The following is a 24,408-nucleotide window of genomic DNA, read 5'->3' as shown; positions in this document are numbered from 1 at the left end:
TTTTGGCAACGCAGATGCCGTGCCGCAGCTGCCGGAGCGGTGCTTAAGCCGCAAGGCGGGAATTGTGCGGTGTTGCCTATGGTATCAGGTACGCCTTCAAGCTACACCTTAAAAGTGCCCCGTGCGGTTAAACTGTTTCCACCTCTCAATCAAAGAGTGGCGGCGCGGATCCGGCTTATCCGGCAGGTCCAGCACAAAGCGCTCATAGCAGTTCACAATGCGTGTCTGGCCGTACTGGTGCTCCCGCGGGATGTTGGCTCCATAGGTCAGGTGGATATGCCCGTGCAGCATCAAAGCCGGGTGATAGGTATCCAAAATTTCATTGAACACCGTAAACCCGCGGTGCGGCAGGTCGCTGAAATCCCCATAGCCGTGCAGCGGCGCATGGGTAACAAGGATATCCACCCCGCCCGCGTGCTGGATCTTGCTGCGCAGGTGGCTGATGCGGCGTTTCATTTCCGCTTCGGTAAACTGCCAGGCACCGGCGCGGTAACGGCAGCTGCCGCCAAGGCCCACAATGCGGTAGCCCTTGTACCAGTACAGGTCATCGTCAATGCAGATCGCACCGCGGGGCGGTTCTCTATCATAGCTGGCATCATGGTTGCCGTGTACATAAAGCACCGGAACCGGCGCTGCATCGGACAAAAAGTTCATATAATGCCGGCTCAGGTCCCCGCAGCCGATGATCAGGTCGATATCGCGCAGCTTGCTGGGCTCATAGTATTCCCACAGGTACTTGCTCTCTTCGTCTGCCACTGCCAGAATTTTCATAGATCGGCCTCTTTCTCTGCAGGGAGCCGGTCGCGGTGGATACCCTGCATGCGGTACATGGGGCGGGCACAGTCCATCAGTTCGTCAAATTCCGGCAGGTGGCCCTCCACTGCATCGCACAGCCAGTCCATATGCAGGATCTGCTCCGGGGTAAAGCCGGTGCGGCCCTCGTTCATCACAGTACCGTTCTGCGCGGTAATATAGCAGGCAAACGGGTCAATGCTGCCCGCAATAATGCCGCTGCGCAGGATGTTGGCCAGGTGGCGCACATCATGGGGCAGCTCGCGGCTGAGCAGCACATCCATCACACCGCTGTTCATGCCCCACCAATAGTTGACGGCAGTACCGTCGGTGCCGGATTTATCGCGGGTCCAGCCGCCATCCAGCACGGTGCGCACCACGTTTTCATAGAACTGGCCCCAATGCCAAAACGGCGAAGCCAGATCCATCAGCGTGCCGCCGGGGCTGATGCGGAAAGTTCCGAACTCTCGCGCAGGGCGGAACGGCGTGGGGGTATCGCGCCCCGAGATCACCGTGATGCCCTGCTTCTGGAAGGCCTGGATCGGGTCTCCCGGCAGGCAGGACCATTGCAGGCTGACCTTAACGCGCGGGTTGACCATCCGCGCGCCAAGGGCAAACGCATTGATGTTGGCCGGAACGCCAAAGGTGGGCGTATCCGCCACATAGCCCACGCGGTCCTCCCGCGCCACAGCGGCAGCAATGGCGCCGGTGATGAACTTTGCCTCATACACGCGGCTGTAATAGGTGCGGATGGAAGCATACGGCATATCGACCGAGCAGTTCAGGATGCGCACATCCGGGTGGCGCAGCGCCGCGCGCAGCGAAGCCCCCACCAGTTTTGGCGAGGTTGTAAACACCATATCCGCGCCGTCCTGGATGGCTTTTTCCACCAGTTCATCGGCATTTTTGCCCGGCTCTGCGCCATGATAAGCCACGGTTTCCACCTTGCCGGCAAACACCTGGTCCAGCTGGGTACGACCAAACTCGTGCTGGCTGGTCCAGGTAGAAGTTTCCGGCGTGCGCTCGTTGACAAACGCTACTTTCAAGTGGCTGGGCTCACTGCGGATCCCCGGCAGGATGCGGTCCAGCAGGCTGTTCTTTTTGGCCGGGGCGGCCGGCTGGGTGCTGAGCTTGACCGGTTCCGGGCGCTCCAGCGCCAGAACGTTATCCCACACAGCGTCAATAGCTGCGGCAAACTGGGCGGGACTATAGGTTTTCAGCTCATCCAACTTATACAAGCGGAGCAACAGCAGCATAACATCCGCCGGGGTGGTGCGCATTTTATCGCCGCCGTGGGCATTATAAGCCTTGGTGATCCAGTTCATCAGGCTGACAACTTCCGCCTTATCGTCTGCGGTCCACTTTTCATCCGGCGCTTTGCCCAGCGCTTTCTGCAAGCGGGCAAAGCTGCCCTCCTGCGTAAAGTGCAGCCGGTACAGCCCGCACAAAGGGTAATACTCCATGAATTCGTAATATTCACGAATTTCCGGCGTATCATTGAACCGCGGCACAACGCGGGTAACGGTGGCAAAAATAGAATCCGCGCCAAAATATTTCAGCACACTGACACGTTTGTTGCCCTCTTGGACATAAAAGCGGCCCATGTACTCATATGCTTTAATGGCATCGTGGATGCCCTCTTCCATATGGGCCATGCACAGGGAAAGCCACTTGCTGGCAAACTCAGTGTCTTCGGGCAGCAGCGGCATAAAGTTGGAAGCAAACGCCATGGTGCGGCCGGTGGTTTTGGTGCCTACCACATAATCCAACGGTATTTCAATGGTACCAAGCGGTATCTGGCTTTCGGTATCTGTTTTTTCCAGCAGTTCATCCAACGCAGGCAGATAGGGGTATTTGCCTGCCGCTGTCTTTTCACGGTAATCGCGCATGCCCAATCTTTGAGCGCGGTTGTATTCATCTATGGCTTCTATACGCTGCATCCTGTGCCTCCTCCTGCTGTTGTGGTTCCGTCATTTTTTCTTATTCTGTGGGCATGTATGTTGTAATTATACCATATCCCGCAGGGCTTTGCACCCTTTTTATGCCGGAAACCGGCATCCTGCCCGCTTGACATAAATTTTACACAAAACCTGTGGTGCAGGTCTTGCGGCATATCGCGGATTCTTGTATAATAGAATTTGTATGCAAATTTGACATCAATCAACTGCGAGGTACTGGAATGCTTAAGAAATACCTGACTGTATTTTTTGTTTCGATGGTTCCCCTGATCGAACTGCGCGGCGCAATCCCCTATGGCGTAATTTTTGGTCTGCCGCTGTGGAGCACCTACATCATTGCCATCATCGGCAACATGATCCCGGTGCCGTTCATCTTTTTGTTTGCGCGCAAGATCCTGGAATGGGGCGCTGACAAACCGGTGATCGGCAAGTTTTTCACTTTCTGCCTGGAAAAAGGCCACAAGGGCGGCCAAAAGCTGAAAGCCACCGCCGGCCGCGGCCTTTTTATTGCTCTGCTGCTGTTTGTGGGCATTCCCCTGCCCGGCACCGGCGCATGGACCGGCACCCTGGCCGCCAGCCTACTGGATATGGATTTCAAGGAAAGCGTTCTGGCCTGCATGGGCGGCGTTCTGCTGGCAGGCTGCATTATGGGCGTACTGAGCACTTTGGGCATTTCCGCTTTTGGTGCAATCGCCGGTTGATTTTTTTTCCTGATCGTATATGACAAAAAGCAGCCCCCGCGGGGGCTGCTTTTTGTTATTATTTTACTGAGCCGTCTCTTCCTGCCTGCTCAACAGGATGCGGTCATTATCCAACCGGCGGCCCACATTTTTGGCGAACTGATCCAGCAGGCCATCCACCGTGGTGTTGGCGCGTTCTTCCCCGCTGATATCCAGCACAATGTGGCCGGAATCCATCATCAGCGTGCGGTTGCCCAATTCCAGGGCGGCGTGCATGTTGTGGGTAATCATCAGGCAGGTGATGTGGTTTTCGGCCACAATTTTCTTGGTCAGCTCCAGCACCTTATCTGCAGTGGCGGGGTCCAGGGCCGCAGTGTGCTCGTCCAGCAACAGCAATTTGGGGGTAACCAGGGTGGCCATCAATAGGGTCAGCGCCTGGCGCTGGCCGCCGGAAAGCAGGCCGACCGGCTGTTTCATCCTGTTCTCCAGCCCCAAGCCCAGCTGGACCAGCCGATCGGTAAACAGTTCGCGGTCCGCCTTGGTAATGCGGGAAAACGGCGAAGTATGGGTGGAAGCGCGCAGATAGGCCAGGGCCAGATTTTCCTCAATGGTCATGTTGGGGGCAGTGCCTTTGAGCGGGTCCTGGAACAGGCGGCCAATCGCCTTGGAGCGGCGGAAATCCGGCTGGAAGGTCATATCCACCTCATCCAGCAGAATGCTGCCGGTATCCGGAATAAAGCTGCCTGCAATGGCATTGAACAAGGTGGATTTGCCCGCGCCGTTGGAACCCACAATGGTAGCGAACTCGCCGCTTTCCATATGCAGATTGATATCGGTCAGCGCTTTTTTCTCGTTCACCGTACCGGGGTTAAAGGTCATACTGACATGGTTCAGATCAAGCATGGGTCTTGCCCCCTTTCTGACTGACGGCACGGCGGCGGCGCAGCGCAAGGTTCTTTTTCAGGGCCGGGGCCGCAATGGCCAGCGCCACAATGACGGCAGAAATCAGCTTCAGGCACTCGCTGGGAACATTGGCACGCAGGGCCAACGCAATGATAAAGCGGTAGATCACGCTGCCCGCCACAGCCGCAGCCGCTTTGACCCACATACCGCCGCGGCCAAACAGCGTTTCGCCAATAATCAGCGAAGCCAGACCGATGACCACCATGCCAGTGCCCAGGTTGATATCGGCGGATTTCTGGTACTGAGCCAGAACCGCGCCGGAAAGCGAGGTCATGGCGTTGGAAACGCAAAGGCCCACCGTGATGGTGAACGCCGTGTTGATGGAGGAAGCGCGCACCATATCCGGGTTATCGCCGGTAGCGCGGATGGAAAGACCAAGCCGGGTGCCAAGGAATAAAATCAGCAGCGCGCAGGCCACGACTGTGACCGTGACGGCAACAATGAGTTTATAGGGAGATTTTTCGCCAAACAGGGCGCGGGCCATAGTGAACACTGTCTCAGTTTTCAGCATGGGAACGTTGGAAGAAAAGCCCATGATGGCAAGATTTACCGTGTAAAGCCCGGTATTGGTAATAATACCCGCCAAAATGGACGGCACGCCCAGGTGGGTTTGCAGGAACGCGGTGACAAACCCGGCGCAGGCACCGGCCAGCATGGCCAGCACAAAACCAAGGAACGGATGCCCCGCCACTGCGGCGGTAGCCGACACGGCACAGCCAAGGGTGAACGCGCCATCGGTAGTCATATCGGCAATATTCAGCACACGGAAGCTCAAAAACAGTGCCATGGCCACAAGGGCGTAAATAAAGCCCAGCTCCAATGCGCTTTGCACAATGGCAAGGGTAAACATAAGCGTTGCTCCTTTGCGTATAAATAATAAGTAATAAAGAATAATGAATAATGGCTGTACGCCGCCCGCGGCGGCGTTTTTAATCAGGTATGCAGCTCCGGCGGGCGTTTTCGCTTGCCGGAGCTGCATTTCCTGCTTTATTGTGGTACCGCAGGCACCACACCTGCATTATTCTTTTTTCATTATTCTCTATTCATTTTATCACTGCTGGGTGGTAACTTCCACAACCTGGCTGGCCATATCGCTGAAAGCGGCGTAATCAATGCCCAGAGCGGCGGCAGTTTCGGTGTTGACGGTGATGATGCCGCCATCCATTACATGGTATTCAGGAACGTTGCCGCTTTCCAGGATATCCAGCACCATATCAGCGGTGTAGGTGCCAAGTTCGGAATAGTTGACTCCGCAGGTTGCAAAGGCACCGGCGGTAACAAAGCTGTCGGCACCGGTGTAGAACGGGATACCCGCTTCGGTCAGCGTCTCGGAAACAGCAGCTGCGGCGGCCATAACCACGTTATCGGTCGGGGTAAACACAGCGTCAGCCTTGCCCACCATATTGGCGGCGGCGCTCATGATTTCATCGTTGGTGTTGCCGGTGCCTTCCACATAAGCAATGCCCTTTTCATCCAGGTAAGCCTTTGCTTCGGCAATGGGGGTGGTGGAATTGGCTTCGGAATTGGAGTACAGCAAGCCAACAGTCTTGACATCCGGGTTGATTGCCAGCATCATATCCAGGATGAACTGGGTGTTCAGCGCGTCAGAAGTACCAGTGACATAATCCAGGCCGGTGAGGTCTGCAGCGGCAGGGTCGCTGATGGCGGCGTACACAACAGGAATCTGATCTTCGGCGCAGGCATTGGCCATGCACTGGGCTGCCAGGGTGGCAATGGGCACCACAGCATCATACCCATCGGAAACCACCTGGGTGCCGATCTGGTTCAGCGTGGTAGCATCGTTCTGGCCGTTAAAATCTTTGTACTCAATGGTAATGCCCTTTTCGGCGGCTTTGGCGTCCAGCTCTGCTTCCACAGCGGTGCGGATCTCATCCAGGCTGGCGTGGTCCAGCTGCTGGACCACCGCAATTTTGTAAGACTTTGCGGTATCATCTGCGGCAGCAGCTTCGCTGCTGGTGGATGCAGCGGTATCGGCGCTGGAGGCAGCGGTAGAAGTGGTGGCGGCGGTGGAACCGCAGGCGGCGAGGGTGGCGAGCATAGCGGCGGCGGACAGAACAGCAACAAACTTTTTCATGGTAAAAGCTCCTTTTTATCATTCACATTTAAGGTGTATCGGCGGTTTGTTCCCGGCAGTGCCGGGGCGGGCAATCAGTTTGCCCGGCGCCATCGCTCCCGCATGGTGGTAATGCTTTGCTTTTTCATGGTGTTACTCCTGTTTGTGGTCTGTGCCGGGTATAACAAAAAGCCCTTGCACAGAAATAGCTTTCTGTGCAAGGGCAGATCAATCAAATAATCTGTGGTGCCACCTTGCTTGCTGTGCCATAAACTGCACAGCCGCTCTGCGGAGAACTAACATTCCCCTGCCCTGTAACGGAGGCTTCCGTCAACGGATACTCAGCCCAGCTTTTCCCCGTGCCCTCGGCGAACCATTTATCCACTCCGCTTACCACCCCGTTCCCAGCATCGGGGGCTCTCTGTGCGTGCGCCTGTGGTTTTACTTTCGCTTCATTGGTTTAAAGTATTTATAGCACAAAGGCGCGGCCTTGTCAACGGGGAATTTTAATTTTCTGTGTCAAAAAGTACAATCAGTTTTTGGCAATAATCCATAAGCGGCTTTTCTTCGGCCTGCACTTCGGGCTTGATCAGGCCGTTCTGCTCGCTGTAAGGGGTGTCCTCGTTGTCCAGCGCCAGGAACAAATCCGCCCCTGTGGCAATAAATTCTTTGCCCGCAGCTTCCGCCAGCGCGTTCAGGTCGTAATAGTCGTTCTCGGCATCATCGCCCAGCAGGCCGTTGCTGCCGCGCTGGGTATAGATCGTCAGCATGGAGCAGACTTCGCCCTGTACGGGGGAGCCTTCGCCGTTCAGCAGCATGCCGAAACGGCTGTAGTTGGCAATATAATTGCCGTCCTTCCAGGCACTCTGGGTCACATGGCCGTTGCTCAGCTGGCCAAAGAATTTATCGTCCGGGTACTGGCGCAGCACAAAGTTCATGTTGTCCATCATGGCAAGGTCGTCGCGGTCCAGCCTGCCCTTATAGGTGGTGTTCACCTGCAGGTTGGCATACAGCTGCTGTACCTGGGCATAGGCATCGCCAAAATAGTCTGCCATCGCATCGGGCTGTTCCTCCATAGCGGTCTTGAACAGCTGCAGGGCAGTCGTCATATTCTCATCCCGCAGGGCCTGCACAAAGTCCGCAATGCTCTCTGCCGGTTCGATCTCCGTATCTGCCAAAGCCAGCAGGCCATACATCGAAACTACGGTATTGCGCTCGGTGCCCAGCCCTGCCACATGGATAGTGCCGCCCTGCTGGCGGTTATACTGGTACAGCCAGCGCCAGTATTCGGCTTCCGCATCCGCACAGCTGCCCTGCAGCTTCAGGTAGTGGTTCAGCCAGTTTTCATCGCCCGTGCGCAGGTACTGCTCCAGCACCTGGGTTTCGCCCACGCCGGTTTCCACCAGCTGAACATTCACCCCCTGCTGTTCGTGCAGGTACTGGAACAGCGCCTTGCGCATGGCAGTGTTCTGCGGCTGTCCGCGGGTCTCTCCGGCCAGAAACACGCGGTAATCCGCATTACCAAAATCGGCATCTTCCAGCGGGTAATCCCAGTAAATGGGTGTCGTGTTGTCTTTCAGGTAGATGTGGACGGTGTCATTCTTTTTGCTCTGCACTTCCACGGTTTCGGGCACAGCGGTTTCCTCACCGTCAGCCGTTTCCGGGGTAGCGGTACCGGCGGCAATAGCTTCCTCTGCCGTCATATCAGTATACAAAAAGTTCTGCAAAACCGCAATGTTGGCAGCCCAATCAGGATCCATCATGGGGCGGTCATCCATGCCGTTGCGCACGCCATAGGTGCCCTGCACCGGCATGGTCATCTGGTCTGCTGTCACGCCCAAAAAGCTCGGCAGCTGCACCATCAAGGCAGCGATCTCAGTTTTTGTAAAGTTGGTCTGCACCACCGGCAGGGCGGTGTCCAGCAGGTCGTTCAGCTCGGTGACCGAAGCGCTCTTGATCCGGTCCAGCACCGCCTGGATGACGGTGCGCTGGCGGGCCACGCGGTGCCAGTCATCATCAATGGCGCGCAGGCGGGCATACTGCAATGCGGTATAGCCGTCAAAGTGGTTCCAGCCTGGTTCCACCTTCTTGACGATCAGCATCGAGTTGGAGGGAACCTCCCAGTTCAGCGCCTTGGCTTCGTCCTCAGTCAGGTTCAGGTCGATGCCGCCCACGGCATCCACAATCTGAACAAAGGAGTTAAAATTGAACCGCACATAGTGGTCCACCTGCACGTTGAAGCAGTCTTCCACCGTATCCATCGTCAGGCGGACACCGCCGTAACGGAAGGTGTGGGTGATCCAGTCGTACTGGCCCTCGTACCCATCCAGCAGAATCGGCACACCGGTGCCGCGCTCAATGGAAACCAGTTTGATGGTATCGTCCTTGATGTTCAGGGAGCACAGAATTAAACTGTCCGCGCGGGCATCGGAGCTGAACTCCGTGGTGGCTTTTGTTCCGTCCAGCTCGTTCAGATGGGTAAACGCATCCCAGTCGTTCACGGCATCGGTGCGTTCATCAGTGCTGACCAACAAGATGTTCAGCACATCTTCGTCCGCAAAGGGGCTGCCCTCCGGCATCTCCATTTCGTCATTTGTGGCCTGGGTCAGGCCGGTGGTATCCAGGTCCTGGTCCTCCTCGGCATCAACGGTGCCAACGCTGTCCACCGTGCCGTCATCGTAATGAATCAGATCCAACTTGCCGTTAATGTACAGCACCGCCAGCAGCACCAGCACCGCCAGCGCCGCAGCAAACACCGCCAGCAGTTTCAGCCACAGGGGACGTTTCTTTTTGTCCGGCGTTTCCGGTGCTGTGGTTTCCGCCTTGGGTTCGTTTTCAGTTCCCGGCTGGGCCGCATCCGCGGCCGGTTCGCTTTCCGGCTGCGTCTGCTCCGGCTGGGCCTGCTGCTCCGGGGCAGCAGACTGCATCTTGTTTTCTTCGTCCTTCATAACTACTTTCACCCTTGTTGTTTTTGGCCGCGCAAACGCCGCAGGCCCGCCCGTATCCCGCAGGAATAATAGAGAAAAGCCAGCCCCGCAAAAATGCTGACCGTTAAACTGCGCCAGGTAAACCACCCGTGCTGGATGGAATGGGTGCGCAGCAGCGCCAGCCACACCGGTGCCATCAGGGCGGTAAGGCCAATGGGCAGCGCGCGCAGCAAAGCTTCCTTATTGCGCAGGCAAAGCAAAAACGCCGCAATGCACAAAATAACCACCAGCACCACCGGCCACAACAGCCCGCGCTGGCTTAATGTATCCCCCACAAAGCGGAAGATGTTCCCCCAGCTCAGCTCCATGCCGTGCCAGGTATCCGCCGTGGTGCGCACCCCGGCCTGGTGGATGGCATCGCCGATGATATCCTGCCCGGTAATCAGGGTGGCCAGCACCCATTTCAGGCCCCAGCACATGGCATAGCCTGCCCCCCAGCACAAGCTGCCGCCGATGACCGGCAGACACTGCCTGGCACCGGATGCCGCCCGCTGCGGCAGGCAGCACAGCCACACCGCCACCGGCAGCCCCAGCGTGATGATGGGGGTAACCAGCAAATCACAAAACGCCGTACAGGTACCCAGCACCACCAGGGCAATGCTCAGCTGCCCGGCGCGGCGCGGCCTGGCCAGCACCCACGCGCAGCCCGCATACGCAATACAGAAAGTGGTAAAATACTGCACCTGATGCGGCACCCAGAACACGGTAACCGCCAACTGGCTGACGGCAAACCACACCATGGCCCGCAGCCCACACTGCCGCCGCAGCTGCCACAAAATAACCGCCAGCAGCGCAAACAGCACCAAATACTGCACCACGCGCACACCGGTGATGGACATAACGCAGAGCAGCGGCCGCAGCCAGATCAGGTAGCCGTGCCAGTACCGCGCATAGGAGAACGGCACCAGATGCACTGCCTTTTGGGCACCGGTGGCCAGCGGAATGGTGCGCTCGCAATAGACAGCAAGGTCACCGGCCATCGTTTCAAAGTTATCCACGTTATAGGCCGTTGCGGTCATCATGGCGGTCAAGGGATCCTGCTCGCCCATGGCGGCCGCTTCAAACAGCATGATGGTATCGGTATAGTTATCCATCTGGAACAGCTTAAAGCCGAAATATTCAGGGTAAAGCCCCTCCTGCTGGATGGTTTGGGCTGAATCATACACATGTTCCAGCACCGGCTGGGCCGGCAGCGCGCACGCCCCCAGCAGCAGCACAAACAGCACTGCCACCGTGGCTGCAAACGCCGCCAGCAGCTGCAGGGGCGTGGTGTGCCGCACCGTTGGGTTTGTTTTGATTTCCTGCATAGCATTCCTTTTCTTTTGGGAAGATTGCAAAAAAGTTACAAATCTTTTTTGGTTATTATACCGTATTATTCCGCCAGTTTCAATAGCGCAGAACTGCCGAAAGTTGTGAAATCCCCATCACAAAATTTGCACATTCCCGTTACCGGGCGTCCGCCTGGCGCGAAACGGAGAGCACAATGCCCATTTCGCCCAGCAGCATCATCAAACTGGTACCGCCGGAAGAAAAAAACGGCAGGCTGATGCCGGTGTTGGGGATAGTGTTGGTAACAACGGCAATGTTCAGCACCGCCTGCAGCACCACCTGCACCACAAAGCCAACGGCCAGCAGCGCACCGAATTTATCCCGCGCGCGCACTGCAATGGACATGCCGCGCAAAAACAGCAGCAGGAACAGCACCACCGTCAGAGCCGCGCCCACAAAGCCAAGTTCTTCACACAGAATCGAAAAGATAAAGTCGTTCTGCGGTTCCGGCACATAGAGGTATTTCTGGCGGCTGTTGCCCAGCCCCAGCCCGGCCGCGCCGCCAGATGCAATGGCGTACAGGCTTTGGATGGTCTGGTGGCCTTCGCCCAGCGGATCGGCAAAGGGGTCCCGCCAGGAGGACAGCCGCCCCATGGCATAGGGCACCAGCTCCGGCAGCAGCACCACCGCCGCCGCAATGGCCCCGGCCCCGGCAATGCCTGCCAGGGCAAACCACTTTAAGCCCGTGCCGCCCACAAACATCAGCACCGCGCCGATGCCCAAAATCAGTAGCGTGCCGGACAGATGCGGCTCCAGCAGCATCAGCACCGTAACCGCTCCCAGGATAACCATAAAGGGCAGCACCCCGGTTGCAAAGGTCTGCATCCTGTCATGGTTGAGGGAGATGATGTGGGCAAACACCAGCACTACCGCAAACTTGGCGATCTCGCTGGGCTGCAAGGTGCCCAGCCCCGGCAGCACGATCCACCGCTTGCAGCCGTTATATTCCGGCATGAACAGCACGATTGCCAGCAACGCCAGCGATACCCCCATGATTGGCCACGCCAGTTTGTGCCAGATGTGGTAATCCACCAGACTGGCCGCGTACATGGCCGCCGCACCAAACGCCGCAAACAACAGCTGGGGGCGGATGTAGGTATAAGCATCCCCGCGCCGGTACAGCGCCACCGCATACCCGGCTGAAAACAGCATCACCAAACCATAGCACACCAGCAGCATCAAAATGATCAAAAACCAGATATCCGGTGCCGGCTGCCCGGCCAGCCGCTTTTTGATGACCGTACGGGCCAGTGCCGCTTCTTCTTTCAATCCAAAAACCCCCTTCCCCATCCAGCTTGCAGCGGTTTATTCCGCCACACCCTAGTATATGTACGGGAACGGGGGCTTAATCATTCCTGGGTATATCCAATCTTACTGGGCCTGATCCGGCAACAGAACAGCGGTCACACAGACAAACGTGCCGTTTGTGCCGCCGGTGCTCATCAGGGTCAGGAAGGTTTCCTTATCACCAGGGGTATTGCCGGTATCAAACAGGCTGCGTTCCTTAATGCTCTGGCTGAACTCCGCATAGCTGTAATAATCCGAAAGTTCCCCATAGCTGGCGGGAGTAAAGGCATTCTCGGTGCCTGCGGCATCGGTATTATACACTGCCACAGCACGGAAATGGTAGGTCACATCACTCAGGTACAGGGTGAACTCGGCATTCTGGCTGAAGTTTGTCTGGTTCGTCAGGCTTGCCAGCGAGGCATCCGCGCAGGAAAGCACCGTGTTGGACGGCATGGAAGCGTTCAGATAGTTGGTGCCGCTGATGGCAGCGCCATCGCCCGGCTGGGAGCCGCTGTACACCAGCTGGCCGTTCTGGCCGGGGAACGCAAGATAACCGATAATTTTTTCGTTTTCTGCCGCAGCGGATTTCAAATATGCCTGCGCCTGGGTATCAAACTGCTCTGTGCCGTAATTTTTATAGGCAGGGGCTTTCACGGTGCATCCACGGGTCAGCCCCAGCAGCACCGCAGCACCCACCAGAACCAGCAGGGCAATAACAGCCACTGCGGCAATCGCTTTGCGGCGGTGGCGGCGCTCGGCACGCTCGATCATGGCAAGGCTGCGGTTGTGGATGGCATCCTGTTTGGGTTCCTGCTTTGCTGCCAGGGGGCGCGGCACTGCCGGTTTGGCTTTGCTGCGGCCAGGGAAGGTAACGGTGGGCTCTTCGTCCTCCCCGTCATCCTCCCCGTCATCCTCATCGTCTTCAAACAACTGGCTGGCGGCGCGCTGGAATTCATCGGTGCTGCGCGGCGGGGCTTTTTCGTCCGCCTTGCGGGCTGCTTCCAGCGCGGCGGGGTCCAACCCTGCCGAAAAATCCGGGATATCATCATCCAGGATAGAAGCTTTTGGTTTCGGCAGGTTGGCGGGCGGTTCCGGCTCCGGCAGGGGTTCCGGCTGCGGTGCAGCGGGCGGTTCCGGGTTGGGCTGCTCCTGCTGCTTTGCTGCCTGCTGAGCCGCCATGGCCTGCTCCAAATCTGCACGGGAAATTTTGATGGTGCGGGTGGCACACAGTTCCAGGTCCGGGTCCAGCTCGCTTTCTGCGGCGCGGCGGGCGCGCGCTTCGGCGGCGGCCTGCGGGCCTGCGGTGCGCAGATCCAGCGGATCCGGTGTTGGCTGCGGCGCGGCAGGCTGGGCGATGGGGCGTTCAAAGGTAATGGTCCCGGTGGGGGTAGCCTGCGGTTTGGGTTCAGTGGGCTGCGCATCGTAATCGGGGACCGGTTCTGCATCGTAGCTGTCCGGGGCGTTGGGCTTAACCTCCGGTTTGGCCGGGGCAGCCTTGCGGCGCAGCGTAAAGCGGAACCCTGGCCTCGGCTGGCCTTCGCCGCTGACCAGCAGCAGCGGGCGCTCCCGCCCCGGCTTGAAGGTAATAGCGGAAGGTCCCAGGTGCATCCCCAATGCACGGCGGCGGGCCAAGTCCAGAATATGGTTGGCGATTGCCATATCGGAGATTTCGGGGCTCAGGGCACAGGCTGCCGCGCCGATGCGGCTGCACAGCAGCACAAAAGGCGCCTGCCCCACTGTTGCGGGCATATACACGGCGGCATAATCCGCATTGGCCAGCAGCAAAGCGCTTTGAGCGCGGCCTGCAGCGGCCTGAACCATATCGCCGGGGAACTTTTTGAGCAGAGCTTCCGGCGCGGCAATGCGGCGGGCGTTCGCCGGGTTCAGGTAGGTCTGGTTGCCAAAATCGAACGCTGCTTCGCTGTGCTGCAGGCCGCGCAGGGCGTTGCCCAACAGGCGGCCGGTAGCTTCGTCCGCCGCAACAAGCAGGCGGCGCTTTTTCAGCAGGGCATCCAGCGCAGCCTGGGCCAGGGTGGTATCCTCAAAGCCATAGCAGGCATCGCCAAAGCGGGTGCGCAGTTTCTGCACCCACTTTTCGCAGTATTCATCCGCCATTGCCTGGGTGGGGGCTGATGCCTGCACGCAGACAAGGTATTCACCATCGCGCTCCTGCAGGCGCAGGCTGGGGCTGCCCTCGGCCTGGGCGTTCTCAATGATGGAGTTCATCTCCGCTTTGGAAAGCCCAAACACACGCAGGATTCGCATTTGGATTTGCAGCATTAAAACACCCCTTTGGTGGAAAGTTGAAGTTAGGGCAACACCGCACAATTCCCGCCTTACGGCTTAAGCACCGCTTCGGCGGCTGCGGCACGGCATCTGCGTTGCCAAAATGCTCGATAATACATCCAGTATTATCTGCGCTTTTGGCTTAGCAACTGCCGCACCTCGCTCGCCGTATCGGCACTTAGAATTATGCGGTATTGCCTTAGGAGTCAGGAGGGAGGAGTTAGGAGTTTTGCCGTGCCACAAAGTTGGCAGAAAACAAATTAGAAATTAGGAATGAGGAATTAGTAATTGGTGGGTGGTTTTTGCTTTCTCATTGCCTATTAAAGTTATTGTTAAATATCAAGGGTTTCGGGTTTGACATCTTTGAAGGGGACGGGGTAGGCGTTTTCGGGAGGGATATCAAGGGCCATGCGGCGCAGAAGGTCCAGGGCGTACAGGGCGGCGCGGGTGCGGATGATGCTGCGCTCGGCATAGCCGCCGAGTTCCAGGCGCATCAGCCAGGCTTTGCCGCTGCGGGCATCCGCACCGGCCAGGTAGACGGTACCTACCGGTTTGCCCGGCAGTGCGCCGCCGGGCCCGGCAATGCCGGTAATGCCCACGGCCAGATCTGCCCCCGATGCCTGCAAAGCGCCGTAAGCCATCGCCACGGCCACCGGGCCGGAAACCACGTTATACTGTTCAATCAAAGTCGAGTCAACACCCAGCAGCTTTGCCTTGGCGGCTTCGGCATAGGTCACAAAGCCATAGCCGAACACCTCGCTGGAGCCGGGCACATTGGTGATTTTTTCTGCCACAAGGCCGCCAGTGCAGCTTTCCGCGGTGGCAGCATGCAGCCCTTTTTGCTGCAGCAGGTGCACCACAGTGTATTCCAGCCCCGGCACATCCACATCATACGCATTGGGACCCAAAATCTTGCGGAACTCCGCAATGCGGGCATCGCAGGCCGTTTCGGCTTCCGCCTCGGTTGCGGCGCGGGCGGTCACACGGATCTCGCTCTCGCCGGTTTTGCAATAAATGGCTGCCGTGGGGTTTTCGCTGGCGAACAGCGGGGAAACCTTGCTGGCAATGCTGCTTTCGCCCCCCAGCACCCGCAGCGTTTTGGAGTGGATGGTACAGTTCTGGCGCTGCAGCAGCACCGGGCGGATATCCTCCGCCCACATGGCTTTCATCTCGCGTGGAACGCCGGGCATCAGCACGGCAATGCAGCCGTCATCCTCGAACCAGGCACCGGGTGCGGTGCCATGGGCGTTGGGCAGCTTGTGCCCCTTGGTGGGCACCATGGCCTGCTTGCGGTTGTTGGCCGTGGGGGTGCGCCCGCCGCGGCCGGTACGGGCAAAAAAGTCCACGATCTTCTGCCATTCTGCTTCATCAAAGTGCAGGGTATCGCCAAAGGCTTCGGCCACGGTCTCCTTGGTCAGGTCGTCCTCCGTGGGGCCAAGCCCGCCGGAAAACACCAGCAGATCGCTGCGGCTTTTGGCTTCCTTTACCAAATCACGCAGGCGGCCAGGGTTATCCCCAATCACATGCTGATGCAGCACGCTGATGCCCAGTTCCGCCAGTTCGCGGCTCAAAAACTGGGCGTTGGTATTGACAATATCGCCAAGCAGCAGCTCGGTTCCTACACAAATGATCTCCGCAGTCATGGTTTGTTCCGTCCTTTATCCAAGGGTAATTTTTATCTGGCGCTGTTAAAACTCCGGGTCATCCCCGATGCGGATGGGGATTTTCTCCACAGTTTCCGCCGCAATCCGTTCCAGCTCTGCCAGGCCGGGCATTCCGGCTTCGGCGGCTTCGATCTCCGCCAGGCTGGGCTTGGTTTTGGGGTGCGGCGGGGTAAAGATGGTACAGCAATCCTCATACGGCTCAATGGAGGTATCAAAGGTGCCGATCTTGCGGGAAATAGCAATGATCTCGGTCTTATCCATGCCGATCAGCGGGCGCAGAATCGGCAGGTTCTGCGCGGCATCGGTGCAGGCAATGGCCTGCATGGTCTGGCTGGCAACCTGTGCTAGACTTTCGCCGGTAATCAAAGCTTCCATCTCGCTCTGGTCGGCCACCAGTTTGGCAATGCGCAGCATGCTACGGCGCATGAGCACGGTAAACAACACATCAGGCGCATTATCGCGGATATACTCCTGCGGCTTGGTATAGGGCACCACAAACAGCTGGCAGTTGCCGGTATATTCTGCCAGTTCGCGGGCCAGGGCGCGCACCTTCAGTTTGGCGCGCAGGCTGGTGTATGGCGGGCTGGCAAAGTGGATGTGGTGCAGTGCAAGCCCGCGGCGCGCCATGCAATAAGCTGCTACCGGGCTGTCGATGCCGCCGGAAAGCAGGTTCAGCGCACGGCCGCTGGTGCCAACGGGCAGGCCGCCCGCGGCTTCCACCTTGGGGCCATGGATATATGCGCCTTTATCGCGGATTTCCACCATGATTTCCAGCTGCGGCTCATGCACGTTCACCCGCAGGTGGGGGTGCTTGCCCAGCAGGTAAGCGCCCAGTTCGCGGCACAGCTCCGGGCTTTTCATCGGGAACGTTTTATCCGCGCGCTTGGCTTCCACCTTAAAGGTGCGGATGCCGCGCAGCGTTTCGCCAAGATAAGCTTCCGCCGTGGCGCAGATCTCGTCAAAATCCTTGCTGCAGCAGGCAGCGCGGCTCATTTTGACAATGCCAAAAATTTTGGAAATACGGCGGAACGCTTCGTCCATATCCAGGTCATCTTCCAGTGGCTCAATGAACACGGTGGACTGCGCCTGGGTCACCTTGAATTTGCCCAGGTCTTCCAGCCGGTAGCGGATGCTTTTGGCCAGGCGGGCTTCAAATTTGCTGCGGTTCAGGCCTTTCAGGGTCATTTCGCCCTGATAGGCAAGGATGATTTCTTTCATGTTTATGGCAAACCTTTCGTGTCTGGTGTTATGGTTTCATTCAATAGCGTTATGGCAATACCGCATAATTCTAAGTGCCGATACGGCGAGCGAGGTGCGGCAGATGCCAAGCCAAAAGCGCAGATAATACTGGAGTCTTATCGAGCATTTTGGCAACGCAGATGCCGTGCCGCAGCTGCCGGAGCGGTGCTTAAGCCGCTAGGCGGGAATTGTGCGGTGTTGCCTTATCTTTTCAGATGTGCTGCAACTCTTTCAGGCCGTCTTTCAGGCCGTCCAGCAGGGCCTGCACATCTTCGGGGGTGTTGTCCCCGCAAAAGCTGACGCGCAGCGCCGTGCGCACGGCAAGGTCCGGCGCGCCCATCGCCATCAGGGTGTGGCTCGGCTCGCCCTTATCGCAGGCGGAGCCGCCGGAAATATAAATGTGCCGCCCGCTCAAATATTCAATAAAGGTCTGGCTGTTGACACAGTTGGTGGAAAAGTTCAGCACCTCCGGCACGGCATCCGCCGGGGAGTTCAGGGTGATGGGCGCCTGCTGGGCCAGCTCTTCCAGCCCGGTGCGCAGCTGGGCGTTCAGGGCGCGGATATGCGCATTGCGGTCGCTCAGGTTTTTGGCCCCCTTTGCCGCAGCAAGGCCAAGGCCAACGATATAAGGGGTATTCTCGGTGCCGGGGCGCAAGCCGCGCTCCTGATGGCCGCCCAGGTAGGGCGGGCAAAGCGTCTGGCGCACGCTGTCCCGGATGAACAAAGCGCCGATTCCCTTGGGGGCATGCACTTTATGGCCGGATACCGAGAGAGTATCCACGTTCTTCCACTTTTTTGGGTCAATGGGGATGCGCAGCCATGCCTGCACGGCGTCCACATGCACCGCACAGCGGCTGTTTTTGGCCTTGACGGCTGTGGAAAGAGCGGCAATATCCTGCAAAGTGCCGGTTTCATTATTGACCGCCATGCAGCTGACCAGAACGGTATTTTTATCCACCTCGGCAGCCAGTTTGGCAACATCCAGGTGACCGTCTGCTTCGGGCAGGATTTCCACCACCTCAAAGCCGCGGTCTTTCAGTGCACGGATGGGCCGCTGCACGCTGGGGTGCTCAAAACCGGAAACCACAATTTTGCTGCCCCAGTTTTTGCGTGCCATGGCAAGGCCCTGCACGGCAAGGTTGTTGCTCTCGCTGCCGCAGGAGGTAAAATACAGATCCTTGGCCTGGCAGCCCAGGGTGCGGGCAATCTGCCCGCGGGCCGTGGTCAGGGCTTCATGGGTTTCTACCGCCGGTTCGTACAGGCTGGAAGGGTTCGCCCAATCCTTTAATAATGCTTCATGGATGGCACCCGCAATCTCCGGGTCCACCATGGTGGTTGCGGCATTATCCAGATAATGCAATTCAGGGTCCAACAGCATGAGAAAGCCTCGTTTCGCTACGCGTAAAATTAAATCAAATTAAAAAAGAATAATGAATAAAGAATAATGTGTGTGCGCCGCCCGCGGCGGCGCAGATAAAACAGGCAGCAAACTCTGGCATGCAACAGCCCTGCCAGAGCGCCGAACCTGTTTTCAATGTGATGCCGTGGGCATCACACAGCCATTATTCATTATTCTTTTTTCTTTATTATTTTTCTTCGCTCTTTTCCATAGTAATACATAGTAAATTATACACACCACACCCGCAAAACACAAGTAGCGCCATACAAAAAAGGCGTGCGGGGTTGGCCGCACGCCGGAGAGGCTTCTTTTGTGTTATCTTGTGTGCCGGTCCTTTACTTCGTGGGCGTGACCGATTACGGCGCTGCGCTTATGGAACAGCAGGCCCACCACGGCAAACATACCGCCCTCGATCAATACAGTAAACAGCCAGTCCCCCGTTACCAGGTAGCTGCCTGCCAGGCAGGTCAGCAGGGTGGGGATCGGCATGCTGATGCAGATAGCCGCAAAGAACTGTTTCGGCTTCATGTTGGCGTGAGCGGCGGCATAGGGAATGATGCCGTTGGGCAGCCCCGGTGTGATAAACGCCAGAATGGTATAAAACCAGGGGTTCTTGCTGTTGCGCACGCTGTTCAGCAACTTATTCGCCTTGGGGCTGTTCGCTGTGAGCAGTTCAATGACTTTTGCCAGGCGGCGCGCCAGCAGAAACACCAGAAAGTTTGCCGCCACCGATGCCGAAAAGCTGGTCACAAAGCCTTTCCACGGCCCATAGGCGATCCCCGCCGCCAGTTGGACCGGCATGGCCGGGATTACCAGCGATACCACCTGCACGAACGCCAGGAACCACAGCGTCAAAAAGCTGCGCAGCCGCCCCTCGCTTGTCAAATAATCGCTCAGAGCCTGTTCGTCCCCACTGGAAAATGCAGTCCATAACCCCGGCAGCAGCAGGCGGAATGTTTCAATAATCAGCAGCACCATAACCAGAATTACGGCTGCTGCCGCAATAACGGCCAGGCGCTTGGTGCGTTCGGGGGGCTGTTGTTTCATGCAGGGGTACTCCTTAATTCTAAAATATAATGTTTAGTTTATTCGCCGAAATCCTGTGCCACTTTTTTGAGCATATCCCGGATGGGCAAGTTATACGGGCAGCGGGTCTCGCACTTGCCACAGCCAATGCAGGCACCGGCTTTCACCGTCAGGGTATCGTACCGTTCGTGCGCCCAGCCCGCAAGGGCATAACGCTCCAGGTAGCCATGGAACAAGAAACAGCTGGGAATCTGGATGCCCACCGTGCAGGGGGCACAGTAATTGCAGCGGCGGCAGAACTGGGTGCCAAGGGTATCCCGCACTTTCTGGCAGGCGGCTTTCTCCTCCGGGGTCAGCGGGGCGGTGTTGGCGCTGCCCGCCACATTCTGTTCCAATTCTTCCGGCGCGGCCATGCCGGGGATGGATACTGTGACTGCCGGGTTGGAAAGCACATACCGCAGCGCCAGCCGTCCATCCTCAATGGCACCACCGGCCAGCGGCTTCATATCAATAAAGGCCTTGCCCTTTTCCGCACAGCGGTCGATCAGCTCTTTACCCTGCTGCTCCACAATATTATAGGGGAACATAATGGTTTCGATCTCGTCCACCTTCAGCGCCTTTTCAAACGTCTGGCTCAGGTGGGCGGTAATGCCAATGTGCCCCACAACGCCCTTGGCCTTGGCTTCCAGCAGGGTTTCCATGGCGCCGCCGGGGGCCAGGATTTTATCCAGGTTTTCCGGGCTGGGGTTGTGGAACTGGTACAGGTCAATGTGATCGGTGCGCAGGTTTTTCAGGCTGGCGGCAAGCTCGGCTTCCATCTCTGCCTTGGTCAGCGCACGGCACTTGGTGGCAAGGATAAATTCATCCCGCAGGCCCAGTTCCTCCAGCGCCTGGCCGATCCACTCCTCGCTGACGGTGTAAGCGCGGGCGGTATCAATGTAATTGATGCCCGCCTCATGCGCGGCTTTCAGCATGGCGCGGGTGCCAGGTTCATCAATGCGCTGCACCGGAATGCCGCCAAAGCCCAGGCGCGAAACCCGCAGCCCGGTGCGGCCAAAATCAACATACTGCATATTTCATTCTCCCTTTTTGCGGCGGGGTGCCCTGCCCCGCCTGGACGGTTGTGCAAAGTATCACTATTATAGCAGGCAAGGCTTTACTTGTCACGTTTTTTGGCAGTTTTTTATTGACTTTACACCTGCTGTGCGTTAGGATTAGACTATTCATTGGGTATTTGTTGGTACATTATAAAGGATATACACGTTATAGTAGAGGGAGGAAATTCCTATGCGTTATGGTTTTATCGGCTGCGGCAACATGGGCGGTGCGGTTGCCCGCGCAGTGTGCCGTGGCGTTGGGCCGGAAAATGTTGTGCTGGCCAACCGCACCCCGGCCAAGGCTGAAGCCCTGGCCGAAGCACTTGGCTGCCGCGCCGCCACCAACGATGTGGTCGCGCAGGACTGCGATGTAATTTTCCTTGGCGTAAAGCCGCAGATGATGGCCGATATGCTGGCCGGCATCGCCCCCATCCTGGCAAAGCGCAGCGGGCGTTTTGTCCTGGTTACTATGGCTGCCGGGCTGAGCATGGCCCGCGTGCGCGAGATGGCCGGTGGTGCATATCCAATCATCCGCATCATGCCCAACACCCCGGTTTCGCTGGGGGCCGGTATGATCCAGTACTGCGCTGACGGCGTGAGCGATGACCAGATGTTCGCCTTTTTGGGTGCCATGGCCCCGGCCGGGCGGCTGGATGCCATCCCGGAAAATTTAATCGACGCCGCTTGCTGTGTTTCCGGCTGCGGCCCCGCGTGGGTATACCAGTTTATTGAAGCATTGGCCGACGGCGGCGTTGCTGCCGGATTGCCCCGCGCCAAAGCCCAGGAATATGCCGCCCAGACCCTTTTGGGCAGCGCCCGCATGGTGCTGGAAAGCGGCAGCCACCCCGGCGTACTGAAAGATGCTGTGTGCAGCCCCGGCGGTTCCACCATTCAGGGTGTGCGCGTGCTGGAAGAGCATGCGTTCCGCGGCGCAGTGACCGATGCCGTCCTGGCCGCCTATGACAAAACAAAGGAAATGGGGAAAAACTGATGCGCATTGTTGTCAAGATCGGCACCAGCACGCTGGCCCATCCGGGCGGGCGGCTGAACATCCGCCACACCGAAGCACTGGTAAAAGTGTGGAGCGACATCAAAAACGCCGGGCACGAGCTGATTATTGTATCGTCCGGCGCAACCGGCCTTGGTGTGGGCAAGCTGCAGATTTCCCGCCCCAAAGATATGGTGACAAAGCAGGCCGCCGCAGCCGTGGGCCAGTGCGAGCTGATGTATACTTACGACAAGCTGTTTGCCGAATACAGCCACACCGTTGCCCAGCTGCTGGTGACTTGGGAGGACTTTGACCATCCCCACCGGCTGAACAACCTGCAAAACACGCTGGAGCGCCTGATCCAGCTGGGCGCTGTGCCGGTCATCAACGAAAACGACCCGATTTCCACCGAGGAATACTCCCTGGGCGATAACGACCGCCTGGGTGCCCTGATTGCCAAATACACCCACGCCGACCTGCTGGTGCTGCTGAGCGACATTGACGGCCTGTACACCGCCGACCCGCATACCCACCCGGAAGCCACGCTGATCCACCGGGTAGAGAGTGTTACCCCCGAAATTGAGCAACTGGGCGGCGGCTCCAACAGCGGCCTTGGCACCGGCGGCATGTCCGCCAAGCTGACCGCCGCCAAAATTGCCACCGGTGCCGGTGTTGACATGGTCATCGCCAACGGTGCCAACGCCAATGTGCTGTACGACATTGTGGACGGCAAGGATGTGGGGACGAGATTTGTTGGAAAAAATAATAAATAATAATGAATAAAGAATAATGTTGGTGCGCCGCCCGCGGCGGCGCGAATAAAATAGGCGGACAGCTCCGGTTAGGATATTGGTTTACCGGAGAAATAGCCCTAATTGAAATGTGACGCCGCGGGCGTCACTCAACCATTATTCTCTATTCTTTATTCATTCTTAATTACAACCAAAGGAGTTCTGCTATGACTACGCATGAAATTCTGTTAGCGGCGCAGGCGGCAAAGCTGCCGCTGGCGCTGGCGGATACCGATACCAAAAACGCTGCGCTGGAAGCCATGGCAGTTGCCCTGGTGGAAAACAGCGATGCAATTCTGGCCGCCAACAAGCAGGATCTGGCCGCCGCACGCGGGCGCATCAGCGATGTAATGCTGGACCGTCTTGCCCTGACCCCTGCCCGGCTGGCCGCCATGGCCAAGGGCATGCGTGAGGTTGCCGCCCTGCCGGACCCGGTGGGTGCCGTGCTACGCAAAATTGTGCGGCCGAACGGGCTGCTGATTGAAAAAACCTCGGTGCCCATGGGCGTGATCGCCATTATTTATGAAAGCCGCCCCAACGTGACTTCCGACGCCGCCGCGCTGGCCCTGAAAGCCGGCAGCGCCTGTGTGCTGCGCTGCGGGCGCGATGCCTGGGCCAGCTGCCATGCCATTGTCAACGCTCTGCGCTGCGGTCTGGCCCGTGCCGGCCTGCCGGAAAGTGCCGTCAGCCTGATTGAGGACACTACCCACGCTTCCGCCAACGAACTGATGACGGCAAACGGTCTGGTGGATCTGCTGATTCCCCGCGGCGGTGCCGGGCTGATCCGCGCCTGTGTGGAAAACGCCACGGTGCCCTGTATCCAGACCGGGACCGGCATCTGCCATGTATATGTGGACAAAGCCGCCGACCTGAACATGGCGGTGGATATCATTGAGAACGCCAAAACCAGCCGCCCCAGCGTGTGCAATGCCGAGGAAGTGTGCCTGGTACACAAGGATGTTGCCGCAGGGTTTCTGCCGTTGCTGAAAGCCCGCCTGGTGGATGCCCGCGCAGCTGCCGGGCTGGTTCCGGTGGATCTGCGGCTGGATGAGCGCGCCGCCGCCATCATTCCCGGAACACCCGCTGGCGAGCAGGATTTTGACACTGAATTTTTGAACTACATCCTGGCCATTGCCGTGGTGGATGATGTGGATGCTGCCATTGCCCACATTGCCCGCCATTCCACCCACCACAGTGAGGCCATCATCACGGCGGACGATACCGCCGCAGACCGCTTTACCACCTGTGTGGACAGCGCCGCCGTGTATGTCAACGCCTCCACCCGCTTTACCGATGGCGGAGAGTTTGGCCTGGGGTGCGAAATGGGCATCAGCACCCAAAAGCTGCATGCCCGCGGCCCCATGGGCCTGGCCGAGCTGTGCAGCTACAAATATATCATCCACGGCTCCGGCCAGACCCGCGGCGGTTCCGCGGCAAAATTGCAGAATCCGTGTAATTGATTGTAGCACAGGATACAACATTCGCAGAAGACGGTCTTGACCGTTCCCTACAGAGCATTTTATTATGTGCTGCCTGCCAATAAATGTGCTGTAGGGCGGGATGCCCTCATCCTGCCGCGGAGAAACCTTGCTGATTGCAACAAACGATGCAAACCATTTGTAGGGGACGATGCTTGCATCGTCCCGCATGTCGGGCCCTGTCTAATCCCCCCACCTCAAACTCCGTCGCCCGCTTAAATTTCCATCATCACAAAAAGCATATGCCCGCGCATTCCGCGCCCGGCATATGCTTTTTCTGTTATCGCACTATAGGCAACACCGCACAATTCCCGCCTTGCGGCTTAAGCACCGCTCCGGCAGCTGCGGCACGGCATCTGCGTTGCCAAAA

General features: G+C 58.0%; 18 protein-coding genes. 4 read left to right on the top strand and 14 right to left on the bottom strand.

The genetic code is table 11. The features are described 5' to 3' along the window. Positions 1-108: 108 nt before the first annotated feature. Both C4885_RS10355 and C4885_RS10350 read right to left on the bottom strand, forming a co-directional pair. Positions 109-771 carry a metallophosphoesterase family protein gene (locus C4885_RS10355; RefSeq protein WP_114000272.1) on the bottom strand — a complete coding sequence of 221 codons (663 nt, stop codon included), beginning with the start codon at positions 769-771 and terminating at the stop codon, positions 109-111. Next, on the bottom strand, positions 768-2,732 hold the full coding sequence (locus C4885_RS10350; protein WP_114000271.1) for a BMP family ABC transporter substrate-binding protein: 1,965 nt from the start codon (positions 2,730-2,732) through the stop codon (positions 768-770). The genes C4885_RS10355 and C4885_RS10350 overlap by 4 nt, the downstream gene beginning before the upstream one ends. 239 nt (positions 2,733-2,971) lie before the next feature. On the opposite strand from C4885_RS10350, the gene C4885_RS10345 reads away from it, so the two are divergent. After that, the gene (locus C4885_RS10345; protein WP_114000270.1) at positions 2,972-3,451 is read left to right on the top strand and encodes a small multi-drug export protein; all 480 of its coding nucleotides are present in this window, start codon (positions 2,972-2,974) and stop codon (positions 3,449-3,451) included. 63 nt (positions 3,452-3,514) lie between these two features. Here C4885_RS10345 and C4885_RS10340 read toward each other — a convergent pair whose 3' ends face one another. From C4885_RS10340 to C4885_RS10285, 12 genes are all read right to left on the bottom strand, one after another. After that, positions 3,515-4,333, bottom strand: a complete 819-nt coding sequence (locus tag C4885_RS10340) for an ABC transporter ATP-binding protein (RefSeq protein WP_114000269.1) — start codon at positions 4,331-4,333, stop codon at positions 3,515-3,517. Beyond that, positions 4,326-5,243, bottom strand: coding sequence for an ABC transporter permease (locus C4885_RS10335; RefSeq protein WP_114000268.1), 918 nt, complete (start codon positions 5,241-5,243; stop codon positions 4,326-4,328). Before C4885_RS10335 ends, C4885_RS10340 begins: the two co-directional genes overlap by 8 nt. 201 nt (positions 5,244-5,444) lie before the next feature. Continuing rightward, positions 5,445-6,488 carry an ABC transporter substrate-binding protein gene (locus tag C4885_RS10330; RefSeq protein ID WP_114000267.1) on the bottom strand — a complete coding sequence of 348 codons (1,044 nt, stop codon included), beginning with the start codon at positions 6,486-6,488 and terminating at the stop codon, positions 5,445-5,447. A gap of 485 nt (positions 6,489-6,973) precedes the next feature. Then, the gene (locus C4885_RS10325) at positions 6,974-9,415 is read right to left on the bottom strand and encodes an LCP family protein (protein ID WP_114000266.1); all 2,442 of its coding nucleotides are present in this window, start codon (positions 9,413-9,415) and stop codon (positions 6,974-6,976) included. A gap of 8 nt (positions 9,416-9,423) precedes the next feature. Next, on the bottom strand, positions 9,424-10,761 hold the full coding sequence (locus C4885_RS10320) for a hypothetical protein (protein ID WP_114000265.1): 1,338 nt from the start codon (positions 10,759-10,761) through the stop codon (positions 9,424-9,426). A gap of 139 nt (positions 10,762-10,900) precedes the next feature. Continuing rightward, positions 10,901-12,052, bottom strand: coding sequence for an FtsW/RodA/SpoVE family cell cycle protein (locus C4885_RS10315; protein WP_371681656.1), 1,152 nt, complete (start codon positions 12,050-12,052; stop codon positions 10,901-10,903). A 102-nt stretch (positions 12,053-12,154) separates the two neighbouring features. Then, positions 12,155-14,350 carry a hypothetical protein gene (locus C4885_RS10310; RefSeq protein WP_114000263.1) on the bottom strand — a complete coding sequence of 732 codons (2,196 nt, stop codon included), beginning with the start codon at positions 14,348-14,350 and terminating at the stop codon, positions 12,155-12,157. A gap of 338 nt (positions 14,351-14,688) precedes the next feature. After that, the gene (locus tag C4885_RS10305; protein ID WP_114000262.1) at positions 14,689-15,999 is read right to left on the bottom strand and encodes a competence/damage-inducible protein A; all 1,311 of its coding nucleotides are present in this window, start codon (positions 15,997-15,999) and stop codon (positions 14,689-14,691) included. Positions 16,000-16,044: 45 nt separating this feature from the next. After that, a complete protein-coding gene (gene thiI, locus C4885_RS10300; protein ID WP_114000261.1) occupies positions 16,045-17,238 on the bottom strand; it encodes a tRNA uracil 4-sulfurtransferase ThiI in 1,194 nt (397 codons plus the stop codon). Between the two features lie 232 nt (positions 17,239-17,470). Further along, positions 17,471-18,637 (bottom strand): cysteine desulfurase family protein, encoded by a 1,167-nt coding sequence (locus C4885_RS10295; RefSeq protein WP_114000260.1) that lies wholly within the window; start codon positions 18,635-18,637, stop codon positions 17,471-17,473. 336 nt (positions 18,638-18,973) lie between these two features. Beyond that, positions 18,974-19,705, bottom strand: a complete 732-nt coding sequence (locus tag C4885_RS10290) for a TVP38/TMEM64 family protein (protein WP_114000259.1) — start codon at positions 19,703-19,705, stop codon at positions 18,974-18,976. A gap of 38 nt (positions 19,706-19,743) precedes the next feature. Beyond that, on the bottom strand, positions 19,744-20,757 hold the full coding sequence (locus C4885_RS10285; RefSeq protein ID WP_114000258.1) for an aldo/keto reductase: 1,014 nt from the start codon (positions 20,755-20,757) through the stop codon (positions 19,744-19,746). A 214-nt stretch (positions 20,758-20,971) separates the two neighbouring features. Here C4885_RS10285 and proC point away from each other — a divergent pair, with 214 nt between their 5' ends. The 3 genes from proC (at position 20,972) to C4885_RS10270 (ending at position 24,020) form a co-directional block, all read left to right on the top strand. Further along, the gene (gene proC, locus C4885_RS10280; RefSeq protein ID WP_114000257.1) at positions 20,972-21,772 is read left to right on the top strand and encodes a pyrroline-5-carboxylate reductase; all 801 of its coding nucleotides are present in this window, start codon (positions 20,972-20,974) and stop codon (positions 21,770-21,772) included. Then, positions 21,772-22,542: a glutamate 5-kinase gene (proB, locus tag C4885_RS10275; RefSeq protein WP_114000256.1), complete on the top strand. Its 771-nt coding sequence runs from the start codon at positions 21,772-21,774 to the stop codon at positions 22,540-22,542. Before proC ends, proB begins: the two co-directional genes overlap by 1 nt. A gap of 185 nt (positions 22,543-22,727) precedes the next feature. Next, the gene (locus tag C4885_RS10270; protein WP_114000255.1) at positions 22,728-24,020 is read left to right on the top strand and encodes a glutamate-5-semialdehyde dehydrogenase; all 1,293 of its coding nucleotides are present in this window, start codon (positions 22,728-22,730) and stop codon (positions 24,018-24,020) included. Positions 24,021-24,408: the final 388 nt, after the last annotated feature.

The sequence above is a fragment of the Subdoligranulum sp. APC924/74 genome, assembly GCF_003324125.1.
GTDB classification, from domain to species: domain Bacteria; phylum Bacillota; class Clostridia; order Oscillospirales; family Ruminococcaceae; genus Gemmiger; species Gemmiger qucibialis.
Note: the sequence above shows the minus strand (reverse complement) of the source record. Positions and strands in the feature narration are given on the sequence as shown.

Coding starts and splice junctions, on each gene's coding strand:
- C4885_RS10355 (WP_114000272.1), bottom strand. CDS start 771: ATGAAAATTCTGGCAGTGGCAGACGAAGAGAGCAAGTACCTGTGGGAA.
- C4885_RS10350 (WP_114000271.1), bottom strand. CDS start 2,732: ATGCAGCGTATAGAAGCCATAGATGAATACAACCGCGCTCAAAGATTG.
- C4885_RS10345 (WP_114000270.1), top strand. CDS start 2,972: ATGCTTAAGAAATACCTGACTGTATTTTTTGTTTCGATGGTTCCCCTG.
- C4885_RS10340 (WP_114000269.1), bottom strand. CDS start 4,333: ATGCTTGATCTGAACCATGTCAGTATGACCTTTAACCCCGGTACGGTG.
- C4885_RS10335 (WP_114000268.1), bottom strand. CDS start 5,243: ATGTTTACCCTTGCCATTGTGCAAAGCGCATTGGAGCTGGGCTTTATT.
- C4885_RS10330 (WP_114000267.1), bottom strand. CDS start 6,488: ATGAAAAAGTTTGTTGCTGTTCTGTCCGCCGCCGCTATGCTCGCCACC.
- C4885_RS10325 (WP_114000266.1), bottom strand. CDS start 9,415: ATGAAGGACGAAGAAAACAAGATGCAGTCTGCTGCCCCGGAGCAGCAG.
- C4885_RS10320 (WP_114000265.1), bottom strand. CDS start 10,761: ATGCAGGAAATCAAAACAAACCCAACGGTGCGGCACACCACGCCCCTG.
- C4885_RS10310 (WP_114000263.1), bottom strand. CDS start 14,350: ATGCTGCAAATCCAAATGCGAATCCTGCGTGTGTTTGGGCTTTCCAAA.
- C4885_RS10305 (WP_114000262.1), bottom strand. CDS start 15,999: ATGACTGCGGAGATCATTTGTGTAGGAACCGAGCTGCTGCTTGGCGAT.
- thiI (WP_114000261.1), bottom strand. CDS start 17,238: ATGAAAGAAATCATCCTTGCCTATCAGGGCGAAATGACCCTGAAAGGC.
- C4885_RS10295 (WP_114000260.1), bottom strand. CDS start 18,637: ATGCTGTTGGACCCTGAATTGCATTATCTGGATAATGCCGCAACCACC.
- C4885_RS10290 (WP_114000259.1), bottom strand. CDS start 19,705: ATGAAACAACAGCCCCCCGAACGCACCAAGCGCCTGGCCGTTATTGCG.
- C4885_RS10285 (WP_114000258.1), bottom strand. CDS start 20,757: ATGCAGTATGTTGATTTTGGCCGCACCGGGCTGCGGGTTTCGCGCCTG.
- proC (WP_114000257.1), top strand. CDS start 20,972: ATGCGTTATGGTTTTATCGGCTGCGGCAACATGGGCGGTGCGGTTGCC.
- proB (WP_114000256.1), top strand. CDS start 21,772: ATGCGCATTGTTGTCAAGATCGGCACCAGCACGCTGGCCCATCCGGGC.
- C4885_RS10270 (WP_114000255.1), top strand. CDS start 22,728: ATGACTACGCATGAAATTCTGTTAGCGGCGCAGGCGGCAAAGCTGCCG.